This is a genomic window from Solibacillus sp. iso_87 (genome assembly GCF_056173085.1).
Genome location: NZ_CM149656.1, coordinates 2,521,846 through 2,545,825, shown reverse-complemented (window position 1 = coordinate 2,545,825; position 23,980 = coordinate 2,521,846). Strand labels below are relative to the sequence as shown.

The window sequence follows — 23,980 nt, the reverse complement described above, 5'->3', positions numbered from 1 at the left end:
TGTATCCATTTTATTAAACACTCTTCCTGAAATTACATATCAATTTTTCTATTAATATCAGAAGAAACTTTGGGAAACGTAATAGATTTCCGTTATAATGAACTGCGTGAGGAAGTGAATATATATGATACAGTCACAAAAATTATGGACAATAACAAAACAAGATGAACAACTTGTAAAACAATTTACTGAACAGCTGAATATTTCAACGATCGCAGCAAAAATCTTAATTGCCCGTGGCTGCACATCAATAGAACAAGCAAAGCCATTACTGAAAATTGATGAAACCCAGTTCCATGATCCGTTTCTAATGGCCGGGATGGAAGATGCGGTTATGCGTATTGAACAAGCATTGGATAACGGTGAAAAGATTCTCGTTTACGGTGATTACGACGCCGATGGTATTACAAGTACAACTGTTCTGCTCAATGCTTTACTTGATCTGGGGGCAGATGTCAGCTTTGTCATTCCGGATCGGTTTATTCATGGATATGGACCGAACGTAGAACTTTTCAAAAAAGCTTATGAAGATGGCGTAAATTTAATTATTACGGTCGATAATGGGATAAGCGGGATTGAGCAAGTAAAAATGGCCAGAGAACTTGGTATGGATGTGATTATTACCGATCATCATGAGGCGGGGGATGTTTTACCGGATGCCAATGTTATTATCCACCCACGTGTACCAGAAGGTCATTACCCGTTTGGCGAGCTGGCAGGGGTAGGTGTTGCATTCAAATTGGCACATGCATTATATGGCGAGTTGCCGGACCATTTATTTGAATATGTGGCGGTTGGGACAATTGCCGATTTAGTGCCGCTTGTTGGCGAAAACCGCTATTTAGTACAGCGCGGGTTGCAGGCATTAAAACAGTCTCCAAATCCGTGGGTTAAGGCCATTTGTGATGCTTCAGGGGCAAACCAGAGAGATATTAATGAAGAAACAGTTGGTTTTTATTTTGGCCCGCGTCTTAATGCAATTGGGCGTTTAGGCAGTGCCGAACCGGGTGTGCATTTTTTAATGAGTGAAGACCCGATACAGGCAAATGTATTGGCAATCCAATTAAATGATAAAAATACAGAACGGAAAAAAATTGTAGAAAACATTACACATGAAGCAATGGCAATGATTGAAAATGATGTTACCATAAAAGATTCCCTTGTTTTAGTAGTAGCGGGAGAAGGTTGGAATCCGGGTGTTGTCGGGATTGTTGCGTCGCGACTAGTTGAAAAATATTATCGTCCGACAATCGTTCTTTCACTCAATCATGAAAAAGCAATCGCAAAAGGTTCCGCGAGAAGTATTGAAGGGTTCCATCTGTATAATGAGTTGGCGAAAAACCGTGATATTTTACCGCATTTCGGCGGACATCCAATGGCAGCGGGAATGACATTTCCGATTGAACATGTGGATTCATTGCGTATACGTTTAAATGAACAGGCTCGACTTTGTTTAACCGAAGAGCAGCTTATACAGAAGATGCAGATTGATGTGCCGATTGAGCTAAGTGAAATTACCGTCGATGCGATTGAAGAACTGCGGCAATTGGCCCCATTTGGCACAGAATTTCCGAAGCCGGTTTTTGGCATTCAGGATGTAAAAGTAAAATCGATGCGCAAAATTGGTTCCGGAGAAAATCATCTGAAGATGGAGCTGGAAGATCCGTATGGCTCTCTTGATGCAATTGGGTTCAACAAAGGGTCCTTACATGATGAAATTTCATATGGAGTTGCCTTATCATTAGTTGGGGATTTGCAGATCAATGAATGGCAGGGCAATAAAAAACCGCAATTCATGATACAGGATGTTCGGGTTAATGAATGGCAACTATATGATTACCGCGGGAAAAGCAAAACTGCAAACTGGCTTGCTAAAATTAACGTGGAAAAAACGGATTTTATTGCTTTTTCCGAACAGACAAAGGTCCATTTTGAACAGGAAATGCCGAAAGAAATTATATATTTCACAGTTGGAACAGAAGCCGAAAAATTACACAAAAATATCGTATTACTCGATTTGCCGGAAAATGTATCCACATTGGAAAAATTACTGGAAGAGGTTCAAATTGAACGAATCTATGCACATTTATATACCGATCAATCAGCATATTTTAATGGAATGCCGACAAGGGAACACTTTAAATGGTATTACGGATTCCTGAAAAAACGTCCTGACTTTAATTTGAAACAACATATTCGACAATTATCCGAACATATCGGACTAAATATAGAAGTAATTAAATTTATGACAAAAGTGTTTTTTGAGCTAGGATTTGTTACAATAGAGAATGGTTTGACGACAGTAAACGAAAATGCACCAAAAAAAGCATTATCCGAAGCACCGTCATATAAATTGCGTTCACAACAAATTGAACTTGAGCAGAAGCTGTTATATGCAACATACAGTGAACTTAAGCAATGGTTTAATGAACGATTGAGTTCTTGAGGAGGACATAGGAAGAATGGATTTAAAACAATACGTAACAACAGTTGAAAATTGGCCGAAAGAGGGCATCAGCTTTAAAGATATTACAACAATCATGGATAATGGTCCGGCATATAAATATGCGACTGATGAAATTGTAAAATATGCAAAAGAAGTTGGCGCTGAAATCATCGTAGGTCCTGAAGCACGCGGATTTATTATTGGTTGTCCGGTTGCCTATGCATTAGAAATCGGTTTCGCACCAGTTCGTAAACCAGGAAAGCTTCCACGTGAAGTAATTTCTGCAGATTATGGATTAGAATACGGTACTGACACATTAACAATGCACAAAGATGCAGTTAAACCAGGCCAAAAAGTTTTAATCTGTGATGACTTGCTTGCAACAGGCGGTACAGTAGAAGCTACTGTTCGCTTAATCGAGCAATTAGGCGGCGAAGTAGTGGGTGCTGCATTCATTATCGAGCTTACAGAATTGAACGGCCGCAACAAAATCAACAATATTCCAATTAAAACTTTAATTCAATATTAATCCACTGAACTATCCCGCGTAAACTTTGCGGGATAGTTTTTTTTCAATGAATTATATACTAGAAGCTGTTCAATAATTCTACAAATTTCGACTTTCTGCAAAACTAAATGCCCACGTGCCTTTACATTTAGTAGATATATTTTATACAATTGAACTTATACTTAAAGCGAAAATAGAAAGAACAGGTGGACTCATAATGGCGAAAGAACAAATATTGGCGCCCGAAGATGTTTTCGAGCTCGTCAAATCTTATATGAACGAAGAACATGTTACCTTTGTTGTTAAAGCATTTGAGGTAGCAAAAGAAGCACATAAAGAGCAGTTCCGCAGCTCAGGAGAACCATATATTATTCATCCGGTACAAGTGGCGGGTATTTTGGCTGAGCTGCAGATGGATCCTGAAACAGTAGCGGCAGGATTTTTGCATGATGTCGTGGAAGATACGGAAGTGACACGCGAAGATCTAGTAAATGAATTTAGTGAAGAAGTAGCCAAGCTTGTGGACGGGGTAACGAAGCTTGGGAAAATTAAATATATGTCAAAAGAAGAGCAGCAAGCGGAAAACCACCGGAAAATGTTCGTTGCGATGGCTCAGGATATCCGAGTGATATTAATAAAACTGGCGGACCGTCTGCACAATATGCGGACATTAAAGCATTTACCGGCTGAAAAACAACGCCGAATTTCTCAGGAAACACTGGAAATTTTCGCACCATTAGCACACAGATTAGGGATTTCGAAAGTGAAATGGGAGCTGGAGGATACGGCATTACGCTATTTAAATCCGCAGCAGTATTACCGGATCGTCAGCTTGATGAAGAAAAAGCGTGATGAACGTGAAGCTTATTTGGATAACGTAATGGACGAAATCAATTCCCAGCTGAAAGAAGTGGAGATTGAAGCGGATATTTTTGGCCGTCCGAAACATTTATATAGTATTTACCGTAAAATGGTATTACAAAAAAAGCAGTTTAATGAAATTTATGATTTACTGGCGGTACGTATTTTAGTCGATAGTATTAAGGATTGCTACGCGGTAATCGGAATAATCCACACATTATGGAAGCCAATGCCCGGACGCTTTAAAGATTATATTGCGATGCCAAAGCAAAATCTGTACCAATCCCTACATACAACTGTCATCGGACCATATGGGGATCCGCTTGAGGTGCAGATCCGTACAAAGGATATGCACAAAATAGCAGAGTTCGGTATCGCGGCACACTGGGCTTATAAAGAAGGCAAAACCGTAGAACAAAATGCCGAAACAATTGACCAGAAGCTGACTTGGTTCCGTGAAATTCTCGAGTTCCAAAATGAATCATCCAATGCTGCCGAGTTTATGGAATCGTTGAAATTCGATTTATTCTCGGACATGGTATATGTATTCTCTCCAAAAGGAGACGTTATTGAGCTTCCATCCGGTTCTGTACCGATTGACTTTGCTTACCGCGTACACTCGGAAGTAGGGAATAAAACAATTGGAGCAAAAGTTAACGGTAAAATGGTACCGCTTGATACTCCTTTAAAAACAGGGGATATTGTCGAAGTATTAACATCAAAACAATCATTCGGTCCGAGCCGAGACTGGATTAAAATTGCACAAAGTTCACAGGCGAAAAACAAAATCAAGCAATTTTTCAAAAAGCATGTGCGTGAAGAAAGTGTTGTTAAAGGGAAGGAACTCGTTGAAAAAGAAATAAAGGCTCAAGAGTTTGATATGAAGGAAGTTTTAACAACAGAAAATATTAAACGTGTGATTGAAAAATTCAACTATACACATGAAGATGATTTATATGCGGCTGTCGGCGTAGGCGGAATTACGGCTCAGCAAATCGTCAATCGTCTTGCTGAAAAAATGCGCAAAGAGCGTGAGCAGGAAGAAGCACTCGAAAAAATCGTTAAAAGCATGAACAATCCGACACCGAAAAAGCGTACGGAATCAGGTGTTATTGTAAAAGGAATCGATAATTTATTAATTCGTTTATCACGTTGCTGTACTCCGGTACCGGGTGATGATATTGTCGGCTTTATTACGAAAGGCCGAGGTGTTTCAGTGCACCGTGCAGATTGTCCAAATATCCAGGAAGATGGAAACCTGGAACGTCTTATTGAAGTGGAATGGGAAAATGACGGCACACAGATTCGCAAAGACTACCCTGTGGATATCGAGATTTCGGCATTCGACCGTCCAGGCATTTTAAATGACGTCATGCATGCTGTCAGTGAAGCGAAAACAAATATTTTGGCAGTTACAGGTCGTGCAGATCGTGAAAAAATTGCCACGATTCATTTAACAATTGCCATTACCAATATTTCAGGACTACATCGTGTTGTCGAAAAAATTAAACAGCTTCCGGATATTTACTCCGTTCAGCGTGTAATTAATTAATAGATAGTAGGGGAAAAGATGCGTGTAATATTACAACGTTCAAAACAGGCATCTGTTACAGTCGATGGACAAGTAACAGGTGCCATTCAAAAAGGCTATGTGCTGCTTGTCGGCATTACACATAGTGATACAGAAGAAGATATTAAATATGTAGCGAAAAAAATTACCGACTTGCGTATTTGGGAAGATGAGGACGGCAAGATGAATCGTTCCATTGCTGAAGCAGGCGGTGATATTCTATCAATCTCACAATTTACACTTTATGCCGACACTCGTAAAGGGAAGCGACCTAGTTTTGTTGAAGCGGCAAGACCGGAACAGGCAAAGCCATTATGGGAAGCATTCAATGAACAATTAAAATCGAATGGACTGCATGTGGAAACGGGTGTTTTCGGTGCGATGATGGATGTTGCACTCATTAATGATGGTCCTGTAACGATCACGATCGAGTCTAAGGCAAATAATCGATGAACGGATCACTCCTTTTTCGCATATTGTACAGTATGCATACAAAGGAGTGATTTTTTGGTTCAAATGAACACATATCCAAACGCGTACTGGCTTGAAGCGATCCAAAACTATTTAGGGCAAATGGTTGCCGTCCAGCAAGAGGGAAATCGTGTTCAGCAAGGGATATTGGCCGCAATCTGTCCGGACTATATTGTACTTGATGTGTGCCAAACGCCGTTCTATATCCGTATCGACAAAATTGTTTGGATTATGCCATTTTTAAAAAAATGAAATGAATGTGGTCTACGCACCCCCTAATCGTCATAAGCTTACTATGACAATTAGGGGGTGCTTTATTGTTTCAACGCGTCAATCGATTACTTATTGATTTACCACAGGTTGAATATGGAGACGCAAACGCTGCAAGTGCGGTACAGGAATTATTAGGCGGAAAGTTTGGCGAAATGTCGACTTTGAATAACTATATGTATCAGTCATTCAATTTCCGTGGAAAAAAGAAATTAAAACCTTTTTATGATTTAGTTGCGAGTATTACAGCAGAAGAGTTTGGGCATGTGGAACTTGTAGCGACTACAATCAATCTACTCAGTAAAGATACGACGTTTTCCGGTAACCCAAATCTGGCACCGATGATGAACGCCAAAAATATGCGCAATACGCAGAGCTTTATCGCTTCTGCGCAGACAGCTTTACCAGTCGATTCGATGGGGAAACCTTGGAATGGGGAGTATGTATTTTCCAGCGGGAATTTAGTGCTCGACTTACTGCATAATTTCTTCTTGGAATGCGGCGCGCGGACACATAAAATGCGTGTTTATGAAATGACGGATCATCCGACAGCCCGTGAAATGATCGGCTATTTACTGGTGCGAGGCGGAACACATGTTATTGCCTATGCAAAAGCGCTGGAAATGGCGACTGGTGTAGATGTAACACGGATGCTTCCGATTCCTAGCCTTGACAATCATGTATTTGACCACGCAAGAAAATATGAAGAGCGTGGCTATGGAAATGTATTATTTACGTGGAATTACGTAGGGGATTATCAGGATATAAATAAAATCTGGAAAGGCCCGCATCCATTAACAAATGCACCGCTCATTGTAGAAGAGGGCACGCCAAAAGGTGCAAAGATGCCGGATCTAGATGAATTGCCGGAAGAGTTTGCACCGGGAATCGGTCCGGAAGAGTTCCAGATGATCGCAAAACGTCTAATGTTCAATATGTAAAATGCAGTGTATAGAAATAAACCCATTTCTCTTTGATAGAAAAATGGGCTTTTTGTTATGTCCGTCTCTTACGGAATTCATTGAACTCTGTTTATTCAATTACCTTCGCAATAATTCACTACTGTTTGGAAGTCCAGTTCACCGCCGAAAATGGAAAGGGCGCTGCCGATTGTTACGTGTAATTTGCCATTTGAAAGTGATTCGAATTTTTTCAAATCATCAATTGAACGGACGCCTCCAGCATACGTTGTCGGAATCGAAGTCCATTCCGCCAGATCACGGACTAAATCTTCCTGCATGCCACTGCGTTTTCCTTCCACATCAACCGCATGAATGAGCAGTTCATCACAATATTCTTCAATTTCCTTAATCGACTGCGCATTTACTTCGAAGTCGCTGAATTTTGTCCATTTATCTGTTACAACATACCATTTACCATCATGTTTACGACAGCTCAGATCTAGGACAAGTTTTTCTTTGCCGATTTTTTTTACTAATTGCTGCAGACGATCCATATCTAGCTGCCCGTCATGAAAGATATATGATGTCACAATGACATGCGAAGCACCGGCATCAATATATTTTTGTGCATTATCTGCAGTAATTCCGCCGCCTATTTGAAGACCGTTCGGATAAGCTTCCAAGGCAGAAATCGCCGCTTCTTCATTTCCGGGACCAAGCATGATAACATGTCCGCCAGTCAGTTTGTTTTGCAGAAATAATGAAGCGTAATACGAGGAATCCTGGTCAGAAGTGAAATTTTCAACTACTTCTTTATTGTCATATCCAAGAGTGCTCCCGACGATTTGCTTCACTTTTCCGTCGTGTAAATCAATACAAGGTCTAAAATTCATCTTCTTCACTACTTTCTCTTACATTCTATACGTATCATAACATTTTAGTGTGCTAAATTAATAGAAAAATCAGACGTAATGGCTTGTTTGCATTATTGTAGGACAGGCTATATTCGGTATGATAAAATGGGCTTACAATTTATTAGAAAGCGTGGCATGAAAATGGCGGAAAATCTAAATTTGTTTGACGTAAATAAGCTTTTTATTTTAGGTCGACCAATTGTAACAATTTTTCATAATTCAACGAATATGTACTCCATTGTTCGTGTCAAAATTCAAGAAACAAATATTCAGTATGACGAAAAAGAAATCATCGTAGTCGGTTATTTCCCTCAATTAGTAAATGATGAACTATACCGCTTTACTGGGCAGTTAAAAAGTCATCCAAAATACGGGATGCAGTTTCAAATTGACACATTTGAAAAAGAAGTGCCGACAACAGAGCAGGGGATTGTCCATTATTTATCAAGTGACTTATTTACAGGGGTCGGCAGAAAAACGGCAGAGACAATCGTAGAAAAGCTCGGAATGGATGCCCTCACGAAAATACTGGAGGATCCGTCAGCACTTGATGCTGTTCCCCGTTTATCTGCTGAAAAGAAATTACATATTCGCCAAACGATCGAGGAAAACCTTGGATTGGAACGGGTGATGGTACGGCTGAACGATTGGGGCTTCGGACCTCAGCTCGGGATGAAGATTTATCAGGCGTATCGTGAAGAAACAATTCAGCTGCTGACAGAAAACCCTTACCGTTTGATTGAGGAAGTGGAAGGGGTCGGATTCATACGTGCGGATGAACTTGGTGCAAAACTGGGGATAACTGGGAATCATCCAGATCGGATAAAAGCAGCCATTTTTCATGTACTGACAAATGCAGCATTATCTGAAGGACATGTTTATTTGGACGCGGAAATGGTGCTTCCGATGGTGAAAAATATACTTGAACAAAGTCAGCGCATTGAAATTCCTTATGAAGCGATTTCGAAAGCGGCAATCGAAATGCGAGAGGATTCGAAAATATGCGGGGAAGAAACACGCATGTACTTGCCGTCACTTTATTTCAGCGAAGTGGGCATTGCAAGTAAGATTAATGAACTGAAAGAAAAAAATAAAATGGCCGAAAGTTTTTCGAAAGATGAAATCCGAAAAGCGATTGGTGATATTGAAGAACAATATGATGTGACATATGCGCCAACACAGGCACAGGCGATTGAAACGGCAATTAATTCCGCAGTGATGATTTTAACAGGCGGACCGGGTACGGGAAAAACGACCGTTGTCCGTGGTTTGGTCGAAGTATATGCTGAACTTCACGGGTTATCATTAAACCCCAAAACGTATGCCGAAAAAGAGGAACCGTTTCCGATCGTCCTTGCAGCACCTACAGGACGCGCAGCGAAAAGACTGGCGGAATCGACTGGTTTACCTGCAATGACAATACACCGGCTGCTAGGTTTTAACGGGCAGGAAAAAGATGAAGAAACAGAACGTGAAGTAGTAGGACGACTCATCATTATCGATGAGATGTCGATGGTGGATACATGGCTGGCACATCAGCTTTTAAAAGCATTGCATGAAGATGTACAGGTCGTTTTTGTAGGAGACCAGGATCAGTTACCGCCTGTTGGACCAGGGCAAGTATTAAAGGATTTACTTGCATCCAAGCAAATTCCAACCGTTGAATTAACGGATATTTACCGTCAGGCGGAAGGGTCTACAATTATAGAGATGGCCCACCAAATAAAAAAAGGTAAAGTTCCGAATACATTGACTGCAAAAACAACGGACCGTTCTTTTATTCAGGCAGGAGCAGGACAAGTAACGAGTGTTGTCACACAAATTGTAAAAGGTGCGCTTGCGAAAGGTCAGGCAATTCGAGATATTCAAGTATTAGCGCCAATGTACAAAGGACCTGCAGGTATTGATAATTTAAATAAAGAAATTCAGCAGCTTGTAAATCCGAATGATGGCACGAGAAAAGAACTTGTTTTCGGTGATACAATTTATCGTATCGGGGACAAAGTGCTGCAGCTAGTGAATCAGCCGGATAATAATGTATTCAACGGGGATATGGGTGAAGTGATTTCCATAATCCGTGCAAAGGAAACAGTGGAAAAGCAGGATTTGCTTATCGTCAGCTATGATGGGATTGAAGTGACATACCAACGTGCTGATTTAAATCAGATAACATTGGCCTATTGCTGTTCGATTCATAAATCCCAAGGTTCGGAATTTCAAACTGTCATCATGCCGATTGTCCGCGGTTATTCGAAAATGCTTCGCAGAAATTTACTTTATACGGGTATTACACGTGCTAAAAACTTTTTAATTTTATGCGGTGAGCCGGATGTATTAGCGAACGGTTTAGCAAAAACAGATGATTTAACCCGATTAACAACATTAAAGGGACGACTAAATCCCGAATTTACCACTGAAGAAAAGACAGTAGAGTCACCGGAAATAGAAGAGAAAGAAGCGTCCGTTAAAGAAGTGAAACAAAACTCTTCTACAGAGCAGCTTGGTCTCTTGAATGTTTCGGCTTCACATAAAATTGGGGAATCGTTGCCAAATCACTTAACAGCAGAAACAGCACCATATATTCATCCATTAATTGGTATGGCAAATATTTCGCCATACGACTTCAATGAAGAATAGAACTAGCCATTTTCGTTCATGTTTGAATGGGAATGGCTAGTTTTTTATTGCTCATGAAATGTACTATTTTGGACAAATTTATTAAATGATGTGTTTATGTTCAAGGGTAGAGGGAAAATGTTTTGAATATAATAAAAGTTTGAAACAAAACGGGGCATAATAAAAAAATGATAACTTTTTGCGAAAAAATCAGAAATTTTGAAAGAAACTATTAATTAATATTATTTGTGTGGATATGTTAGTATGAAAAAAACTTATATGACGTCCGAAGTTTGATGTCAAATTTTAGAAAATGAAAAGGTTTTCAAAACTTAAAAAGAAGGTGCACATACATGGATTTCGTATGGGGAATCATAGGTATTCTGGGAATCGTACTGATTGCCATCGGGTTATCTAATAACCGTAAAGCAATTCAATGGAGAATTATTGTTTCAGGATTAGTTGTCCAGTTGATTTTTGCATTTATCGTATTAAAGTGGTCTTACGGCCGTGAGAAGCTTATGCAACTTTCTGAAGGTGTGCAGAAACTAGTTGGTTATGCCAATGAAGGGATTAACTTCGTATTCGGCGGTTTAGCAAATCCGGAAAATGTTGGATTTGTATTCGCGATGAGCGTATTAACAATTATTATTTTCTTCTCATCTTTAATTTCTGTCCTTTATTACTTGGGGATTATGCAATTTGTCATTAAGATTATCGGTGGTTTCTTATCAAAAGTATTAGGTACAACAAAAGCGGAATCAGTAAACGCTGCTGCCAATATTTTCGTTGGACAAACAGAAGCGCCGCTTGTAATTCGTCCATTTTTAAATAAAATGACGAAATCGCAAATGTTCGCTGTTATGACAGGTGGACTTGCATCGGTTTCAGGTTCGGTATTAATCGGTTATTCATTATTAGGTGTTCCACTTGAATACTTACTGGCGGCAAGTTTCATGGCTGCTCCAGCTGGACTGGTAATGGCGAAATTAATGATCCCTGAAACAGAAGAAGTAAATGAAGATGACTTTAAATTAGAGCGTAATTCTGAAGCGACAAATGTTATTGATGCAGCGGCTGTTGGTGCATCTGACGGATTGAAATTAGCTGTAAACGTTGGGGCAATGCTATTAAGTTTCATCGCGTTAATTGCCTTATTAAACGGTATTTTAGGCGGTATTACAGGATTATTCGGTTTTGATAATGTAACACTTGAAGGTTTATTAGGCTATGTCTTTGCGCCATTAGCATTTTTAATCGGTGTTCCATGGGATGAAGCAGTACGTGCAGGTTCATTTATCGGTCAAAAATTAATTTTAAATGAATTTGTTGCCTACTCTAACTTCGGTCCGGTTATCGGCGAGCTATCCGACAAAACAGCCATTATTATTTCGTTTGCACTTTGTGGTTTTGCAAACTTAAGCTCAATGGGTATTTTAATCGGTGGTTTAGGTGGTATGGCACCGGATAAGCGGCCAATGATTGCACAGCTTGCGATTAAAGCTGTTGTTGCAGGTACATTGGCATCATTACTATCAGCTGCAATTGCTGGTATGTTTATTTAATATCTTTCAGTGTTCAAGAGACTGTGCTAAAAATATTTAGCGCAGTCTTTTTTTAATACGTAATTTCTGATGCGAGTTTTTCCAGTTCAGATCGATTTGTCAGAACATACCCGCGATTTTGTTTCGTTATATAACCGGCTTCGCTAAATTGTGCAAGAACAAATAGCAAGTGGCGATAAGATACGCCTAAGTAATCACATACCTCAGTATGTTTTTCTTTATAGAATTGTTGGTCTGATGATAGTAGAATGAATGAGGCTAATCGGTTTTCCAACGGATAGGCCTGGTTTTGTGTATATTTTGCTGTTGCTGTCGTTGCTTTGTGACTTAAAAAAATACAGAGCATTTTCAGAAACACAGGATCTGCCAATAATTTTTCCTTCACTTCCTGAATCGAAATCGCAAAACATACTGACTTTGATAAAGTTTGAATGCCTTTTGAATAGCGTTCAGCATTTAAAAGTTCCATTTCACCCATGAATGTTGGAGCCGTAATAAAATCGATGAGCGAAATTTTCCCGTTTTTATGGGTAATATATAATTTAGCTTTCCCTTCAACCATGTAATACAAATAGTCGGGGAAGGAATGCTCATGGAAAATAAATTCGCCTTTATCGAATTCATACACATGGATATATGGAACAATATCAAACGAAAAATATTGGGAAATCGGGTATTGTTCGATATATGAGAGACTTTCATCTATTGGTAACTTTCTCAAATTATAGAGCAACTCCTTTCGGTAGAATATGAGATTTATCACATTATTGTAGTATTTCTCATGTTAATATTCAACTTAATAAAAACGAAAAAGGATGAAGACTATGAATAATCAGCGTTGGCTCGCGAAAAACTTCTTTATGTTCTTTATTACATGGGGTATTTTCCTGCCATATTGGACAGGTTGGCTAATTAACGATAAAGGGCTTACGGTTTCCGAAGCGAGCATCATAATGGGCTTTGGACTGGTAGCACGGGCCATCTCAACGATGTTTATTTTCCCGTTTGTTTCTAAAGTAATGAGCAACAAAAATGTGCTGATTTTTTTTACTGCAAGTTCATTAATTGTGACGCTGCTATACATACCGATTAATTCATTCAGCGGCTTATTTTTAATGACGTTGCTGTTCAGTGCTTTTTACCCGGCATTATTACCTGCTGTTGAGAGCAGTGCTTCCACATTAATGCAACATGGATCCATACATTATGGGAAAGCGCGTTCGTTAGGATCGTTTGGGTTTGTCGTCGCTGTACTAATCATCAGTATGATCAGCGGGATGTACGGGGAGCAAATGATATTATGGATGATGATTTTAGGTTTAACGGGACTACTCATCATTCAATTCATGCCTGCACCTCAAGTTTTAAGTTTAGTGCCTGTAAAAGAGAACGGAAAAACGCTCTCGATGAAAGGGCTATTTGAAGTAAAAAGCTTTATCATCGTATTGTTTGTCGTCATTTTACTTCAGGGGGCGCACGCATCTTACTATAACTATGGATATATTTATTTGCAGGATCTGAATGTAAATCCGTTTTATATCGGTATGATTTTAAATGTCGCAGTAATATTTGAAGTTGTTTATTTTTATAAGGCCGATACAATTTTAACAAAATGGAAGCCTTCTTCATTATTGCTTGTTGCAGCAATTGGCTCGAGCATTCGTTGGATACTAGTTTACGCATTTCCGAATATGCCGATGTTTATCATATCTCAGGCACTTCACGCCCTGTCATTTGCCATGGCCCATTATGCCTTTATCCGTTATATTTCCAAGGCTTTACCACAGGAGCAGATCCCAAATGCACAGGGGATTTATTCGGCACTTGCAATGAGTTTAAGTGCAGCGATTCTTACATTATTAGGTGGGGCACTTTATGAAATCGAGCCAGGTTTGGCGTTTTTGGGAATGATTATATGTACAGTGCCTGCGATACTTTTAATTTTACTGACAAAAAAACGTTTTAATTATTAAGGAATGCCGATTGACAGCACGATGTCTATTTTTTATAATGAAGAGCATAATAAAATGAAAACGATGATGGAACAAGTACGTATGGACTTCGTGAGCAGAAAGAGATTTCCCGGCTGAAAAAATCTCCCCGAATAAATATCGAAAGCTACTCCAGAGTGCAGCTAATCACTGCCGTTTGCTTACGTTACAAGCACTTGAGATATAATGCATAGCGCATTATAAATTAGGGTGGTACCACGAGATAATAGTCTTCGTCCCTTTACCGGGATGAGGGCTTTTTTTGTTTTCTTCAGCGGATTATTAAGATTACCGGTGAACGAAGCACTTATTTACGTGAAGGTGTAATTAATCGTACCAAAATTCATCGACTTCAATAAAAATTAGGAGGAAAATTATCATGACAACAAAAATTATGACAGGTTCTGAAATTCGTCGTCTTTATTTGAATTTCTTTAAAGAAAAAGGGCATCATATTGAACCATCAGCACCATTAGTTCCAATTAATGACCCATCACTTTTATGGATCAATTCAGGGGTGGCGACATTAAAACCGTATTTTGACGGACGTATCATTCCAGATAATCCGCGTATTACTAATGCACAAAAATCGATTCGTACAAACGATATCGAAAACGTAGGGAAAACAGCGCGTCACCATACATTCTTTGAAATGTTGGGGAACTTCTCTATCGGAGATTACTTTAAAAAAGAATCTATTCATTACGCTTGGGAGTTTTTAACCGACCCAAAATGGATGGGCTTCGATCCAGAAAAGTTATCGGTAACAATCCACCCTGAAGATCAGGAAGCATATGACGTATGGCACAACGAAATCGGGATTCCGAAAGAGCGCCTAATCCGACTTGAAGGCAACTTCTGGGATATCGGTGAAGGTCCATCTGGTCCAAACTCTGAAATCTTCTATGATCGCGGTGAAGAGTACGGTGTTGGTGCACCGGCGGAAGAAATGTACACTGGCGGGGAAAACGAGCGTTACCTTGAAATTTGGAACCTTGTATTTTCTCAATTCAACCACAATCCGGATGGCACATATACACCACTTCCAAAGCAAAATATCGATACAGGTATGGGTCTTGAACGTATCGTTTCTGTTGTACAAAACGTACCAACAAACTTTGATACAGATCTTTTCATGCCAATCATTGAAAAAACAGAAACGTTTGCAAACCGTACGTACAAACGTCCTCATGAAGTGGATTTAAATGAAATTTTCGGATCGACTGAAGATGTGAATACACCATTTAAAGTAATTGCCGACCATATCCGTACAGTAGCATTTGCTATCGGAGACGGTGCATTGCCATCAAATGAAGGCCGCGGCTATGTATTGCGTCGTCTATTACGTCGTGCTGTTCGATATGCGAAAAAAATCGGCATCGAAAAGCCGTTTATGTTTGAATTAGTGCCGACTGTCGGAGAGATTATGCATGATTTCTATCCGCAAGTAAAAGAAAAGGAAGCATTTATTCAACGCGTTATTAAAAACGAAGAAGTGCGCTTCCATGAAACACTTGATGGCGGATTAACAATTTTCAACGAAGTTGCAGAAAGTCAAAAAGCAAAAGGCGAAACAGTTATTCCTGGTGCTGATGCATTCCGTCTATATGATACATTCGGTTTCCCGATTGAGTTAACGGAAGAGTATGCCGAAGAAGTTGGCATGACAGTTGACCAAGAAGGTTTTGAAGCTTCTATGGAACAACAGCGTGAGCGTGCACGTAATGCACGTGCTGATGTGGACTCAATGCAAGTGCAAAATGAAGTGCTGTCAAATTTAACACAACAATCTACATTTATTTACGATGCATTTGAAGCTTCTGCAAAAGTTGCTGCAATTGTAGTGAACGGACAAGAAACTTCAACTGCTTCTGAAGGTGAAGAAGCGTTAGTTATTCTATCCGAAACACCGTTCTATGCTGAAATGGGTGGGCAAATTGCCGATACTGGTATCATTGAAGCAGATGGATTCACTGCCATCGTAAAAGATGTTCAAAAAGCACCAAATGGTCAGCCATTGCACACAGTTGTAGTTGAATCAGGTGAAATGAATGTCGGTGATATGGCTACTGCAAAAGTAGATGAAGCAAAACGTAAATTAATCCTTAAAAACCATACAGCAACACACTTAATGCACCGTGCATTAAAAGACGTATTAGGTGACCATGTAGCACAAGCAGGTTCTTATGTAGGACCGGACCGTTTACGCTTTGACTTCTCTCACTTTGGCGCTGCAACGAAAGAAGAGCTTGCACAAGTTGAGCGTGCAGTGAACGAAAAGATTTGGGAAGATATCGAAGTCGTTATTCAGGAAATGGATATCGATTCTGCAAAAGCGATGGGTGCAATGGCACTGTTCGGTGAAAAATATGGTGATGTTGTCCGCGTTGTAGCCGTTTCAGACTACTCTATCGAACTTTGTGGTGGATTGCATGTAAGCCGTTCATCTGAAATCGGCATTTTCAAAATCGTATCTGAAAGCGGTATCGGTGCAGGTACACGCCGTATCGAGGCTGTTACAGGAAAAGCGGCATACGAAGCGATTAAAGAAGAAGAAGCGATCTTAAATGAAGCAGCGGGACTTTTAAAATCAAATGCTAAAGACGTGGCAACTCGTGTGGCGACACTTCAAGCGGATTACAAAGAACTTCAACGCGAAAATGATTCATTGTCTCAAAAAATTGCAAATGCACAAGCTGGCGCAGTATTGGATGCCGCACAAAAAATTGGTGATGTGACAGTACTTGCAACTCGTGTAGAAGCAAAAGACAATAATCAATTACGCCAAATGATGGATGATTTAAAAGAAAAAATGGATTCAGCTGTTATTGTTCTTGGTGCTGTCGATGGCGAGAAGGTAATGTTATGCGCGGGTGTAACGAAAGATATCGTAGGTGGAAACTATCACGCTGGGAACATTGTGAAGCAAGTTGCTGAAGCTTGCGGCGGTAAAGGTGGCGGTCGTCCGGATATGGCAATGGCCGGTGCAAAAGATGCTGCTAAACTGGAAGAAGCGTTAAATGCAGTTTACGAACATGTAAAATCTTTCTAAACATCTAAATTTTACTACTGGCATATTTGAAGTGCTTGCAGGAATAAGTTATAATGATATAAATGGAGATGGGAGAGTGTGCTCCATCTCCTCATTGCTGAAAGCGAGGTGCTGGTCTTGAGTTCTTTCGATAAAACAATGAAATTCAGTTTTCCAGAAGAATCCATGGAACAAGAAGTAAAGCAAGTGATGCTGAAGGTGTATACGGCTTTAGAGGAAAAAGGGTATAATCCAACAAATCAAATTGTAGGGTATTTATTATCTGGCGATCCGGCATACATCCCTCGCCACCAGGACGCACGTAATTTAATCCGCAAGCTTGAACGTGACGAGATTTTAGAGGAACTCGTTAGATTTTATATTAGAAAGAATACTGAGGCGGATAAATGAGAATTATGGGTTTAGACGTCGGCTCGAAAACAGTCGGCGTTGCAATTAGCGATGCGCTAGGGTGGACAGCGCAAGGAATCGAGACAATAAAAATCGATGAAGCGGCAGGCGAATTTGGTATTGAACGTATTAATGAGCTTGTAAAGGAACACAATGTAACAGAATTTGTTGTAGGCTACCCGAAAAACATGAATAATACAATCGGTCCCAGAGGGGAAGCTTCCGAAAGCTATAAAAAGCTGCTGGAAGATACATTCGGTTTTCCTGTTAAGCTATGGGACGAGCGTATGACAACGATGGCTGCTGAGCGTATGCTGATCGAAGCAGACGTAAGCCGTAAAAAAAGAAAGCAAGTTATTGATAAAATGGCTGCTGTCATGATTTTACAAGGTTATTTAGATAGTAAAAACTAAAGTTGCTCCACATGAGGCTTTTTTGTACTTATCCGAAAAGGCTTTATGTATAATGAATTGAGCAACAACAGGCACCAATGCCTAAATATTATGAAGAGGTGACGATCATGTCAGAACAACAAAATCACATTACAGTAGTCGATGAAAACGGCAACGAACAACTTTGCGAAATTTTACACACTTTCGATTCGGAAGAATTCGGTAAATCATACGTATTATATTCTTTAGTAGGCGCAGAAGAAGATGAAGATGGCGCGGTTGAAATCTTTGCCTCTGCATTCGTTCCTGCTGAAAACGGTGAAGATGGCGAATTAACGCCGATCGAAACAGAAGCAGAATGGGATTTAATCGAAGAAGTATTAAATCAGATTGAAGACGAATTAGGCGAAGAAGAATAATTCATTTGACACGATAAAAACAGAGTGGGTGATGAACCTGCTCTGTTTTATTCATTCATTGGGAGGAATTAGTATGGAAGAAAATATTTTTATTTTGCAAAAAGAAGACGGCGGAGAGCAGCAATGCCGCGTTGTATTTACATTTGATTCGGAAGAGCATTCTTATGTTTTATTCTCATTAATCGGTGATGAAGAAGCAGGTATTTCTGCACTTCGCTATGTTCTTGATGAGAATGGCGAAATGAGCGGCTTTTCAGATATTGAAACAGATGAAGAATGGGCAATGGTTGAAGAAGTTATGAATACGGTGCTTGCTGAATTTGGCTCGGATCAGACAAATTACTTCACAATCACGAATGAAGATGATGAAGAAGTTATGTGCCAAATATTGCACCGCTTCGAAAGCAACGGCAAAAATTACTTATTCTACGCAATTATGGAAGACGATGAGCCTGTACTGGAGGAAGTATACGCTTCTGCTTATACCACTGGCGATAACGGTGAAGTAGCAGACTTGCTTCCTATCGAAACAGATGAAGAGTGGGAAATGGTAGAACAAGTATTAAACTCATTAGCACAAAACTAATTTTAAGAACCTTACTGACTATGTATACGACAGTAAGGTTTTTTTATTGTTCAAAAATAGACAAAAACGAACATTTTCTATTATAAAACGTCGCAAATAGTGAGAATTTCCATACCTTTCGTGCCTCTATATTGTGTCGAAAGAGATTTTTATGTATCATTATGGAAGAGAAAAAGGGGGGACTCCCGTGCTAGACGAAAATAAGAAGCAAGAAATGTTCAATAAGATGAAAGAGCGTAAAGGGGAAGTTAAAACGGTGCGTAAAATTGTGGGAATCATCGCGCTTGTAGCTCTTCTTATTATTGCCATTGTCGGTTTCGCAGGATACAACTATGTGACATCGGCATTGGAACCAATGGACCCGGAATCGAACGAAAAAGTTGAAGTCGAAATTCCGATGGGCTCAGGTATTACATTAATATCAACTATTCTAGAAGATAAGGGCATTGTAAAGAATGCGCAGATTTTTAAATATTACACTAAATTTAAAAATGAATCGGAATTCCAAGCCGGCAGTTATTCTTTAACGAAATCCATGACACTCGACGAAATTATTGAAAGCTTAAAGACAGGTCGTGTGTATCGCGAGCCTGTATTTACAATGACAGTGCCAGAAGGGTTAACGCTCGAGCAAGTAGCTGATGTTGTACAGAGAAATACTTCTCATAAGGCAGAGGACTTCATGAAAAAAGTGACGGATGCCGCGTATGTCGAGCAATTAATCACTGAATATCCTGATTTATTGTCAGAAGCTATTTTAAAGGAAAATATCCGTCATCCGTTAGAAGGTTATTTATATCCGGCAACATATCCGTTCTTTGAGGAAAACCCAACGATTGAGGAAATTATCGGCACAATGCTTTCTGCGATGAATACCATTGTTTCCGAATATACTCCTATATTGGAAGAACGCGAAACATCGGTTCATGAATTGCTGACATTTGCATCATTACTTGAAGAAGAGGCAACTGCGCAAACGGATCGTGAAACAATTGCGAGTGTATTCTATAACCGTATGGAAATTGAGATGCCTTTACAGACAGACCCAACCGTACTGTATGCATTAGGCTCGCATAAAGATCGCGTGCTGTATGAAGATTTGGAAGTGGACAACCCGTATAATACGTATCAAAATGTTGGATTGCCTCCAGGACCAATCGCGGGAGCCGGAAAAACATCAATTGAAGCGGCGTTGAACCCTTCACAAACAGATTATTTATACTTCCTGGCAGATAAAGAAGGCATAAATCATTTTGCTAAAACGTATGATGAACATTTAGCGAACATCGAAAAATATTTACGTTAAGAAAGTTAAGTTATAGAAAAGGAATCGAATGGCTTGAAATTTCCGTTTTACGATGGAATTCAGTAAATTGTTCGCATTCCTTTTCTTTTCATGCTATTATAAATTGTGATTTTTTGTCCTTATATAACAATTTTGTAGGCGCAAACATTTTCGTTTCGTCTTTTTTCTTGTGAATGAAAGATGTGCGCAAACAACCAGGTAAAGGGAGAATGACGAATGGAATTATCAGACGCTTATATTGCTTCCTTCATTCCTGAACGGGATGAATTACTATTGGAAATGGAACACTTCGCAGAACAGAATCATGTACCGATCATGCAGCTTGCCGGGATTGAGTCACTGAATCAAATTTTGCGAATTCAAAATCCGAAATCGATTTTGGAAATTGGAACGGCAATTGGTTATTCTGCTATACGAATGGCTCAAGCACTTCCTGATTGTCAAATTGTGACGATAGAACGCGATGTGTCGCGAGTTCAGTATGCCAAGGAATTCATTGCAAGATCAGAGGTGGCAAACCGCATACAAGTAATAGAAGGTGATGCGTTAGAGGTAGATATGGAAACACTTCCTACTACTTTTGATGCTGTTTTTATTGATGCGGCAAAAGGGCAATACATGAAGTTTTTCGAAAAATACGCAACACTCGTACCATCGGGTGGCGTTTTATACATTGATAATATGTATATGCACGGATTATCAGATTTAGATATAAAAGAAGTACCTAGAAGAAAAAGAACGATGATCCGCAACTTAAAAACATTTTCAGACTGGATCATGGCACATCCGGACTATTCGAGTGCCTTTTTCCCTGTCGGTGATGGTTTGTTAATTTGTTTGAAGAGGTGATTAGTGTGAAAAAACCAGAATTATTAGTAACACCACAATCCATTGAGCATATTACAGCACTACTTCAGGCAGGTGCAGATGCTTTCGTGATCGGTGAACAAAAATTTGGCTTACGTTTAGCTGGAGACTTTACAGTAGCACAGGTGGAAGAAGCAACAAAGCTGATTCACGCTGAAGGTAAAAAGGTTTATGTAGCGGTCAATGCATTGTTCCACAACGATCGTTTAGATGCATTGGATGAATATTTAGTACAGATGCAGCGTATTGGGGTAGACGCACTACTATTCGGGGACCCGGCAGTAATTATCGCAGTGCGTGAAAATAATGTAACAATTCCGTTGCATTGGAACCCCGAAACGACTGCAACAAACTTCTTCCAAGTGAACTATTGGGGTGAACGCGGAAGTAAGCGTGCTGTATTGGCACGGGAACTTTCCGTCGATGAAGTACTTGAAATTAAAGAAAATACAAAGCATGAAATCGAAGTACAAGTACATGGTATGACTTGTATGTTCCAATCTAAGCGCTCACTTTTAGGAAACTATTTCCTGTACCGTGACGAAGCGATGGAAATTGAAAATCGTAAAGAAAACAAAAATATGTTCCTTCACGATAAAGAACGTAAAAATAAATATCCAATCTATGAGGATATGAATGGCACACATATTTTCTCTCCGAATGATATGTGTATTATCGAAGAGTTAAATGAATTGTTTGAGGCGGGTATCGATTCATTCAAAATTGATGGTGTTCTTCAAACGTTTGATTATATGGTGACGGTTACAAAACTTTACCGTCAAGCAATTGATACGTATTTTGATCAAGGCGAAGATGCGTACGATGACATTAAATCCGAGCTATTTGAGCAAATCGAAACAATTCAGCCAGCGTTACGTCCACTGGATACTGGCTTCATCTACAAGGAAACAGTCTACTAGGAAGGAGAACGAACGCAGTATGCTACAGTTAATTCAAAATGAAAAGATCCGTGAAACTATTAACGGAAAAACAGTAATTACGAAAAAACCAGAGCTTCTAGCACCTGCAGGAAGCTTGGAGAAATTAAAAGTAGCCGTACACTACGGTGCTGACGCTGTATTTATCGGTGGTCAGGAATTTGGTTTACGTTCAAACGCAGGGAACTTCACAATTGAAGAAATGAAGAAAGGCGTTGAATTTGCCAACAAATACGGAGCCGTTGTATATGTAACAACAAATATTTTCGCGCATAACGAAAATATGGACGGTTTGGAAGAATACTTGCAAGCAATCGAGGGAGCAGGCGTAAAAGGGATTATCGTTGCAGACCCGTTAATTATTGAAACTTGTAAAAAGTGCGCCCCTTCTTTAGAAATCCATCTTTCTACACAACAGTCTTTATCCAACTGGAAAGCGGTAAAGTACTGGAAAGAAGAAGGTTTGGAACGTGTTGTTTTAGCACGTGAAGTTGGCGGGGAAGAAATGCGTAAAATGAAAGAAGAGGTAGACATTGAAATCGAAGCATTCGTGCACGGTGCAATGTGTATCGCTTATTCCGGACGCTGTACACTTTCAAACCATATGACTGCCCGTGACTCAAACCGTGGCGGCTGCTGTCAGTCTTGCCGTTGGGATTATGATTTATATGAAAATAACGACGGTGAAGAAGTAGCATTGTTTAACGAAGGTGAAGCACCGTTTGCAATGAGCCCGAAAGACTTGAAATTAATCGAATCCATTCCTCACATGATTGAGTTAGGGATTGATTCATTAAAAGTGGAAGGCCGTATGAAGTCGATTCACTATATTGCAACGGTTATTTCCGTTTATCGTAAAGTAATTGATGCTTACTGTGCAGACCCGGATAACTTTACATTCGAAAAAGAATGGCTGGAAGAACTGGCGCGCTGTGCAAACCGTGCAACTGCTTCGTCATTCTTTGAAGGTGAGCCAAGTTATAAACAACAAATGTTTGGTTTCCATTCACATAAAATGAAGTGGGATTTTGCTGGTTTTGTAATGGATTATGATGCCGAAACACAAATGGTTACATTGGAACAACGCAACTATTTCAAGTCAGGCGATACGGTTGAATTTTTCGGCCCTAATATGGATACATTCAAAATGACGGTTGGCCAGCTTTGGGATGAAAAAGGCAATGAACTTGATGTTGCCCGCCACCCACTACAAATCGTTAAATTTAAAGTTGATCGCTCATTATCACATTTTGATATGATGCGAAAGGAGAATAATTAAATGTCAAACCGTCCAGTTGTAATCGGAATTGCCGGTGGTTCATGCTCAGGTAAAACGAGCGTGACACGTTCTATATACGATGTTTTTCGTGAACATTCAGTAGTTGTAATCGAACAGGATTATTATTATAAAGACCAAAGCCATATGACGTTTGAACAGCGTCTGGAAACAAACTATGATCATCCGCTTGCGTTTGACAATGATTTGCTGATCGAGCATATTCATCGTTTACTTGCCTATGAATCAGTGGAAAAACCGGTCTATGATTATGTACAGCATACGCGTTCAGATGAAGTTATTCATGTAGAACCTAAAGATGTAATCATCGTCGAAGGAATTTTAGTGTTGGAGGACGAGCGTCTGCGTGATTTAATGGATATTAAATTATTTGTAGATACGGACTCTGACTTGCGTATTATCCGACGCATTCAACGTGATATTAAAGAGCGTGGTCGTACAGCTGATTCGGTAATCGATCAGTATTTAACAGCAGTGCGTCCAATGCACAATATGTTTATCGAACCGACTAAGCGATATGCGGACGTAATTATCCCTGAAGGCGGAGAAAATAACGTTGCAATTGACTTAATGGTAACGAAAATAAAAACAATTCTTGAAACTGAATCAAACTTGTAAT

21 protein-coding genes are annotated in these 23,980 nt (G+C 39.7%); 19 read left to right on the top strand and 2 right to left on the bottom strand.

The window, feature by feature from the left end; translation table 11 throughout:
- Positions 1-124: 124 nt before the first annotated feature.
- From recJ to AC0VXV_RS12920, 6 genes are all read left to right on the top strand, one after another.
- The gene (gene recJ / locus AC0VXV_RS12945; protein ID WP_475528580.1) at positions 125-2,446 is read left to right on the top strand and encodes a single-stranded-DNA-specific exonuclease RecJ; all 2,322 of its coding nucleotides are present in this window, start codon (positions 125-127) and stop codon (positions 2,444-2,446) included.
- Between the two features lie 16 nt (positions 2,447-2,462).
- A complete protein-coding gene (locus tag AC0VXV_RS12940) occupies positions 2,463-2,975 on the top strand; it encodes an adenine phosphoribosyltransferase (RefSeq protein WP_008407673.1) in 513 nt (170 codons plus the stop codon).
- A gap of 196 nt (positions 2,976-3,171) precedes the next feature.
- Positions 3,172-5,367 carry a RelA/SpoT family protein gene (locus AC0VXV_RS12935; protein ID WP_350477578.1) on the top strand — a complete coding sequence of 732 codons (2,196 nt, stop codon included), beginning with the start codon at positions 3,172-3,174 and terminating at the stop codon, positions 5,365-5,367.
- 18 nt (positions 5,368-5,385) lie between these two features.
- Positions 5,386-5,838 (top strand): D-aminoacyl-tRNA deacylase, encoded by a 453-nt coding sequence (gene dtd, locus AC0VXV_RS12930; protein WP_475528579.1) that lies wholly within the window; start codon positions 5,386-5,388, stop codon positions 5,836-5,838.
- Positions 5,839-5,901: 63 nt separating this feature from the next.
- Positions 5,902-6,108, top strand: a complete 207-nt coding sequence (locus AC0VXV_RS12925) for a YuzF family protein (protein WP_251689991.1) — start codon at positions 5,902-5,904, stop codon at positions 6,106-6,108.
- 65 nt (positions 6,109-6,173) lie between these two features.
- Positions 6,174-7,067 (top strand): manganese catalase family protein, encoded by an 894-nt coding sequence (locus tag AC0VXV_RS12920; protein WP_350477580.1) that lies wholly within the window; start codon positions 6,174-6,176, stop codon positions 7,065-7,067.
- Positions 7,068-7,162: 95 nt separating this feature from the next.
- Here AC0VXV_RS12920 and hisA read toward each other — a convergent pair whose 3' ends face one another.
- Positions 7,163-7,921: a phosphoribosylformimino-5-aminoimidazole carboxamide ribotide isomerase gene (gene hisA, locus AC0VXV_RS12915; RefSeq protein WP_475531464.1), complete on the bottom strand. Its 759-nt coding sequence runs from the start codon at positions 7,919-7,921 to the stop codon at positions 7,163-7,165.
- A gap of 162 nt (positions 7,922-8,083) precedes the next feature.
- On the opposite strand from hisA, the gene recD2 reads away from it, so the two are divergent.
- Entirely contained in the window at positions 8,084-10,579 is a 2,496-nt protein-coding gene (gene recD2, locus AC0VXV_RS12910) for an SF1B family DNA helicase RecD2 (RefSeq protein ID WP_475528577.1), read from the top strand.
- A 332-nt stretch (positions 10,580-10,911) separates the two neighbouring features.
- On the top strand, positions 10,912-12,123 hold the full coding sequence (locus AC0VXV_RS12905; protein ID WP_475528576.1) for a NupC/NupG family nucleoside CNT transporter: 1,212 nt from the start codon (positions 10,912-10,914) through the stop codon (positions 12,121-12,123).
- Between the two features lie 52 nt (positions 12,124-12,175).
- On the opposite strand, the gene yeiL is transcribed toward AC0VXV_RS12905, so the two are convergent.
- The gene (yeiL, locus tag AC0VXV_RS12900) at positions 12,176-12,844 is read right to left on the bottom strand and encodes a transcriptional regulator YeiL (RefSeq protein ID WP_475528575.1); all 669 of its coding nucleotides are present in this window, start codon (positions 12,842-12,844) and stop codon (positions 12,176-12,178) included.
- Between the two features lie 103 nt (positions 12,845-12,947).
- On the opposite strand from yeiL, the gene AC0VXV_RS12895 reads away from it, so the two are divergent.
- The 11 genes from AC0VXV_RS12895 to udk all read left to right on the top strand — a co-directional run bounded on the left by AC0VXV_RS12895 (position 12,948) and on the right by udk (position 23,979).
- A complete protein-coding gene (locus AC0VXV_RS12895; RefSeq protein WP_475528574.1) occupies positions 12,948-14,096 on the top strand; it encodes an MFS transporter in 1,149 nt (382 codons plus the stop codon).
- A gap of 397 nt (positions 14,097-14,493) precedes the next feature.
- Complete coding sequence (alaS, locus tag AC0VXV_RS12890; RefSeq protein ID WP_475528572.1) at positions 14,494-17,166, top strand: alanine--tRNA ligase; 2,673 nt, start codon at positions 14,494-14,496, stop codon at positions 17,164-17,166.
- Between the two features lie 117 nt (positions 17,167-17,283).
- Positions 17,284-17,556 carry an IreB family regulatory phosphoprotein gene (locus AC0VXV_RS12885; RefSeq protein WP_014823361.1) on the top strand — a complete coding sequence of 91 codons (273 nt, stop codon included), beginning with the start codon at positions 17,284-17,286 and terminating at the stop codon, positions 17,554-17,556.
- Positions 17,553-17,969: a Holliday junction resolvase RuvX gene (gene ruvX, locus AC0VXV_RS12880; protein ID WP_008407654.1), complete on the top strand. Its 417-nt coding sequence runs from the start codon at positions 17,553-17,555 to the stop codon at positions 17,967-17,969. Before AC0VXV_RS12885 ends, ruvX begins: the two co-directional genes overlap by 4 nt.
- A 107-nt stretch (positions 17,970-18,076) precedes the next feature.
- Positions 18,077-18,367: a DUF1292 domain-containing protein gene (locus tag AC0VXV_RS12875; protein ID WP_014823362.1), complete on the top strand. Its 291-nt coding sequence runs from the start codon at positions 18,077-18,079 to the stop codon at positions 18,365-18,367.
- 73 nt (positions 18,368-18,440) lie between these two features.
- On the top strand, positions 18,441-18,953 hold the full coding sequence (locus AC0VXV_RS12870; RefSeq protein WP_475528571.1) for a DUF1292 domain-containing protein: 513 nt from the start codon (positions 18,441-18,443) through the stop codon (positions 18,951-18,953).
- Positions 18,954-19,140: 187 nt separating this feature from the next.
- Complete coding sequence (gene mltG / locus AC0VXV_RS12865) at positions 19,141-20,259, top strand: endolytic transglycosylase MltG (protein WP_475528570.1); 1,119 nt, start codon at positions 19,141-19,143, stop codon at positions 20,257-20,259.
- A 216-nt stretch (positions 20,260-20,475) separates the two neighbouring features.
- Positions 20,476-21,108, top strand: a complete 633-nt coding sequence (locus AC0VXV_RS12860; protein WP_475528568.1) for an O-methyltransferase — start codon at positions 20,476-20,478, stop codon at positions 21,106-21,108.
- A 5-nt stretch (positions 21,109-21,113) separates the two neighbouring features.
- Positions 21,114-22,046 carry a peptidase U32 family protein gene (locus AC0VXV_RS12855; RefSeq protein ID WP_475528567.1) on the top strand — a complete coding sequence of 311 codons (933 nt, stop codon included), beginning with the start codon at positions 21,114-21,116 and terminating at the stop codon, positions 22,044-22,046.
- Between the two features lie 19 nt (positions 22,047-22,065).
- On the top strand, positions 22,066-23,343 hold the full coding sequence (locus AC0VXV_RS12850) for a peptidase U32 family protein (protein ID WP_475528566.1): 1,278 nt from the start codon (positions 22,066-22,068) through the stop codon (positions 23,341-23,343).
- Positions 23,344-23,979 (top strand): uridine kinase, encoded by a 636-nt coding sequence (gene udk / locus AC0VXV_RS12845; RefSeq protein WP_079527956.1) that lies wholly within the window; start codon positions 23,344-23,346, stop codon positions 23,977-23,979. It abuts the gene before it with no gap.
- Position 23,980 lies beyond the last annotated feature (1 nt).

What these genes read in the sequence shown, in the direction of transcription:
- recJ (WP_475528580.1), top strand. Translation starts at nt 125, where the DNA reads ATGATACAGTCACAAAAATTATGGACAATAACAAAACAAGATGAACAA.
- AC0VXV_RS12940 (WP_008407673.1), top strand. Translation starts at nt 2,463, where the DNA reads ATGGATTTAAAACAATACGTAACAACAGTTGAAAATTGGCCGAAAGAG.
- AC0VXV_RS12935 (WP_350477578.1), top strand. Translation starts at nt 3,172, where the DNA reads ATGGCGAAAGAACAAATATTGGCGCCCGAAGATGTTTTCGAGCTCGTC.
- dtd (WP_475528579.1), top strand. Translation starts at nt 5,386, where the DNA reads ATGCGTGTAATATTACAACGTTCAAAACAGGCATCTGTTACAGTCGAT.
- AC0VXV_RS12925 (WP_251689991.1), top strand. Translation starts at nt 5,902, where the DNA reads ATGAACACATATCCAAACGCGTACTGGCTTGAAGCGATCCAAAACTAT.
- hisA (WP_475531464.1), bottom strand. Translation starts at nt 7,921, where the DNA reads ATGAATTTTAGACCTTGTATTGATTTACACGACGGAAAAGTGAAGCAA.
- recD2 (WP_475528577.1), top strand. Translation starts at nt 8,084, where the DNA reads ATGGCGGAAAATCTAAATTTGTTTGACGTAAATAAGCTTTTTATTTTA.
- AC0VXV_RS12905 (WP_475528576.1), top strand. Translation starts at nt 10,912, where the DNA reads ATGGATTTCGTATGGGGAATCATAGGTATTCTGGGAATCGTACTGATT.
- AC0VXV_RS12895 (WP_475528574.1), top strand. Translation starts at nt 12,948, where the DNA reads ATGAATAATCAGCGTTGGCTCGCGAAAAACTTCTTTATGTTCTTTATT.
- alaS (WP_475528572.1), top strand. Translation starts at nt 14,494, where the DNA reads ATGACAACAAAAATTATGACAGGTTCTGAAATTCGTCGTCTTTATTTG.
- ruvX (WP_008407654.1), top strand. Translation starts at nt 17,553, where the DNA reads ATGAGAATTATGGGTTTAGACGTCGGCTCGAAAACAGTCGGCGTTGCA.
- AC0VXV_RS12875 (WP_014823362.1), top strand. Translation starts at nt 18,077, where the DNA reads ATGTCAGAACAACAAAATCACATTACAGTAGTCGATGAAAACGGCAAC.
- AC0VXV_RS12870 (WP_475528571.1), top strand. Translation starts at nt 18,441, where the DNA reads ATGGAAGAAAATATTTTTATTTTGCAAAAAGAAGACGGCGGAGAGCAG.
- AC0VXV_RS12860 (WP_475528568.1), top strand. Translation starts at nt 20,476, where the DNA reads ATGGAATTATCAGACGCTTATATTGCTTCCTTCATTCCTGAACGGGAT.
- AC0VXV_RS12850 (WP_475528566.1), top strand. Translation starts at nt 22,066, where the DNA reads ATGCTACAGTTAATTCAAAATGAAAAGATCCGTGAAACTATTAACGGA.
- udk (WP_079527956.1), top strand. Translation starts at nt 23,344, where the DNA reads ATGTCAAACCGTCCAGTTGTAATCGGAATTGCCGGTGGTTCATGCTCA.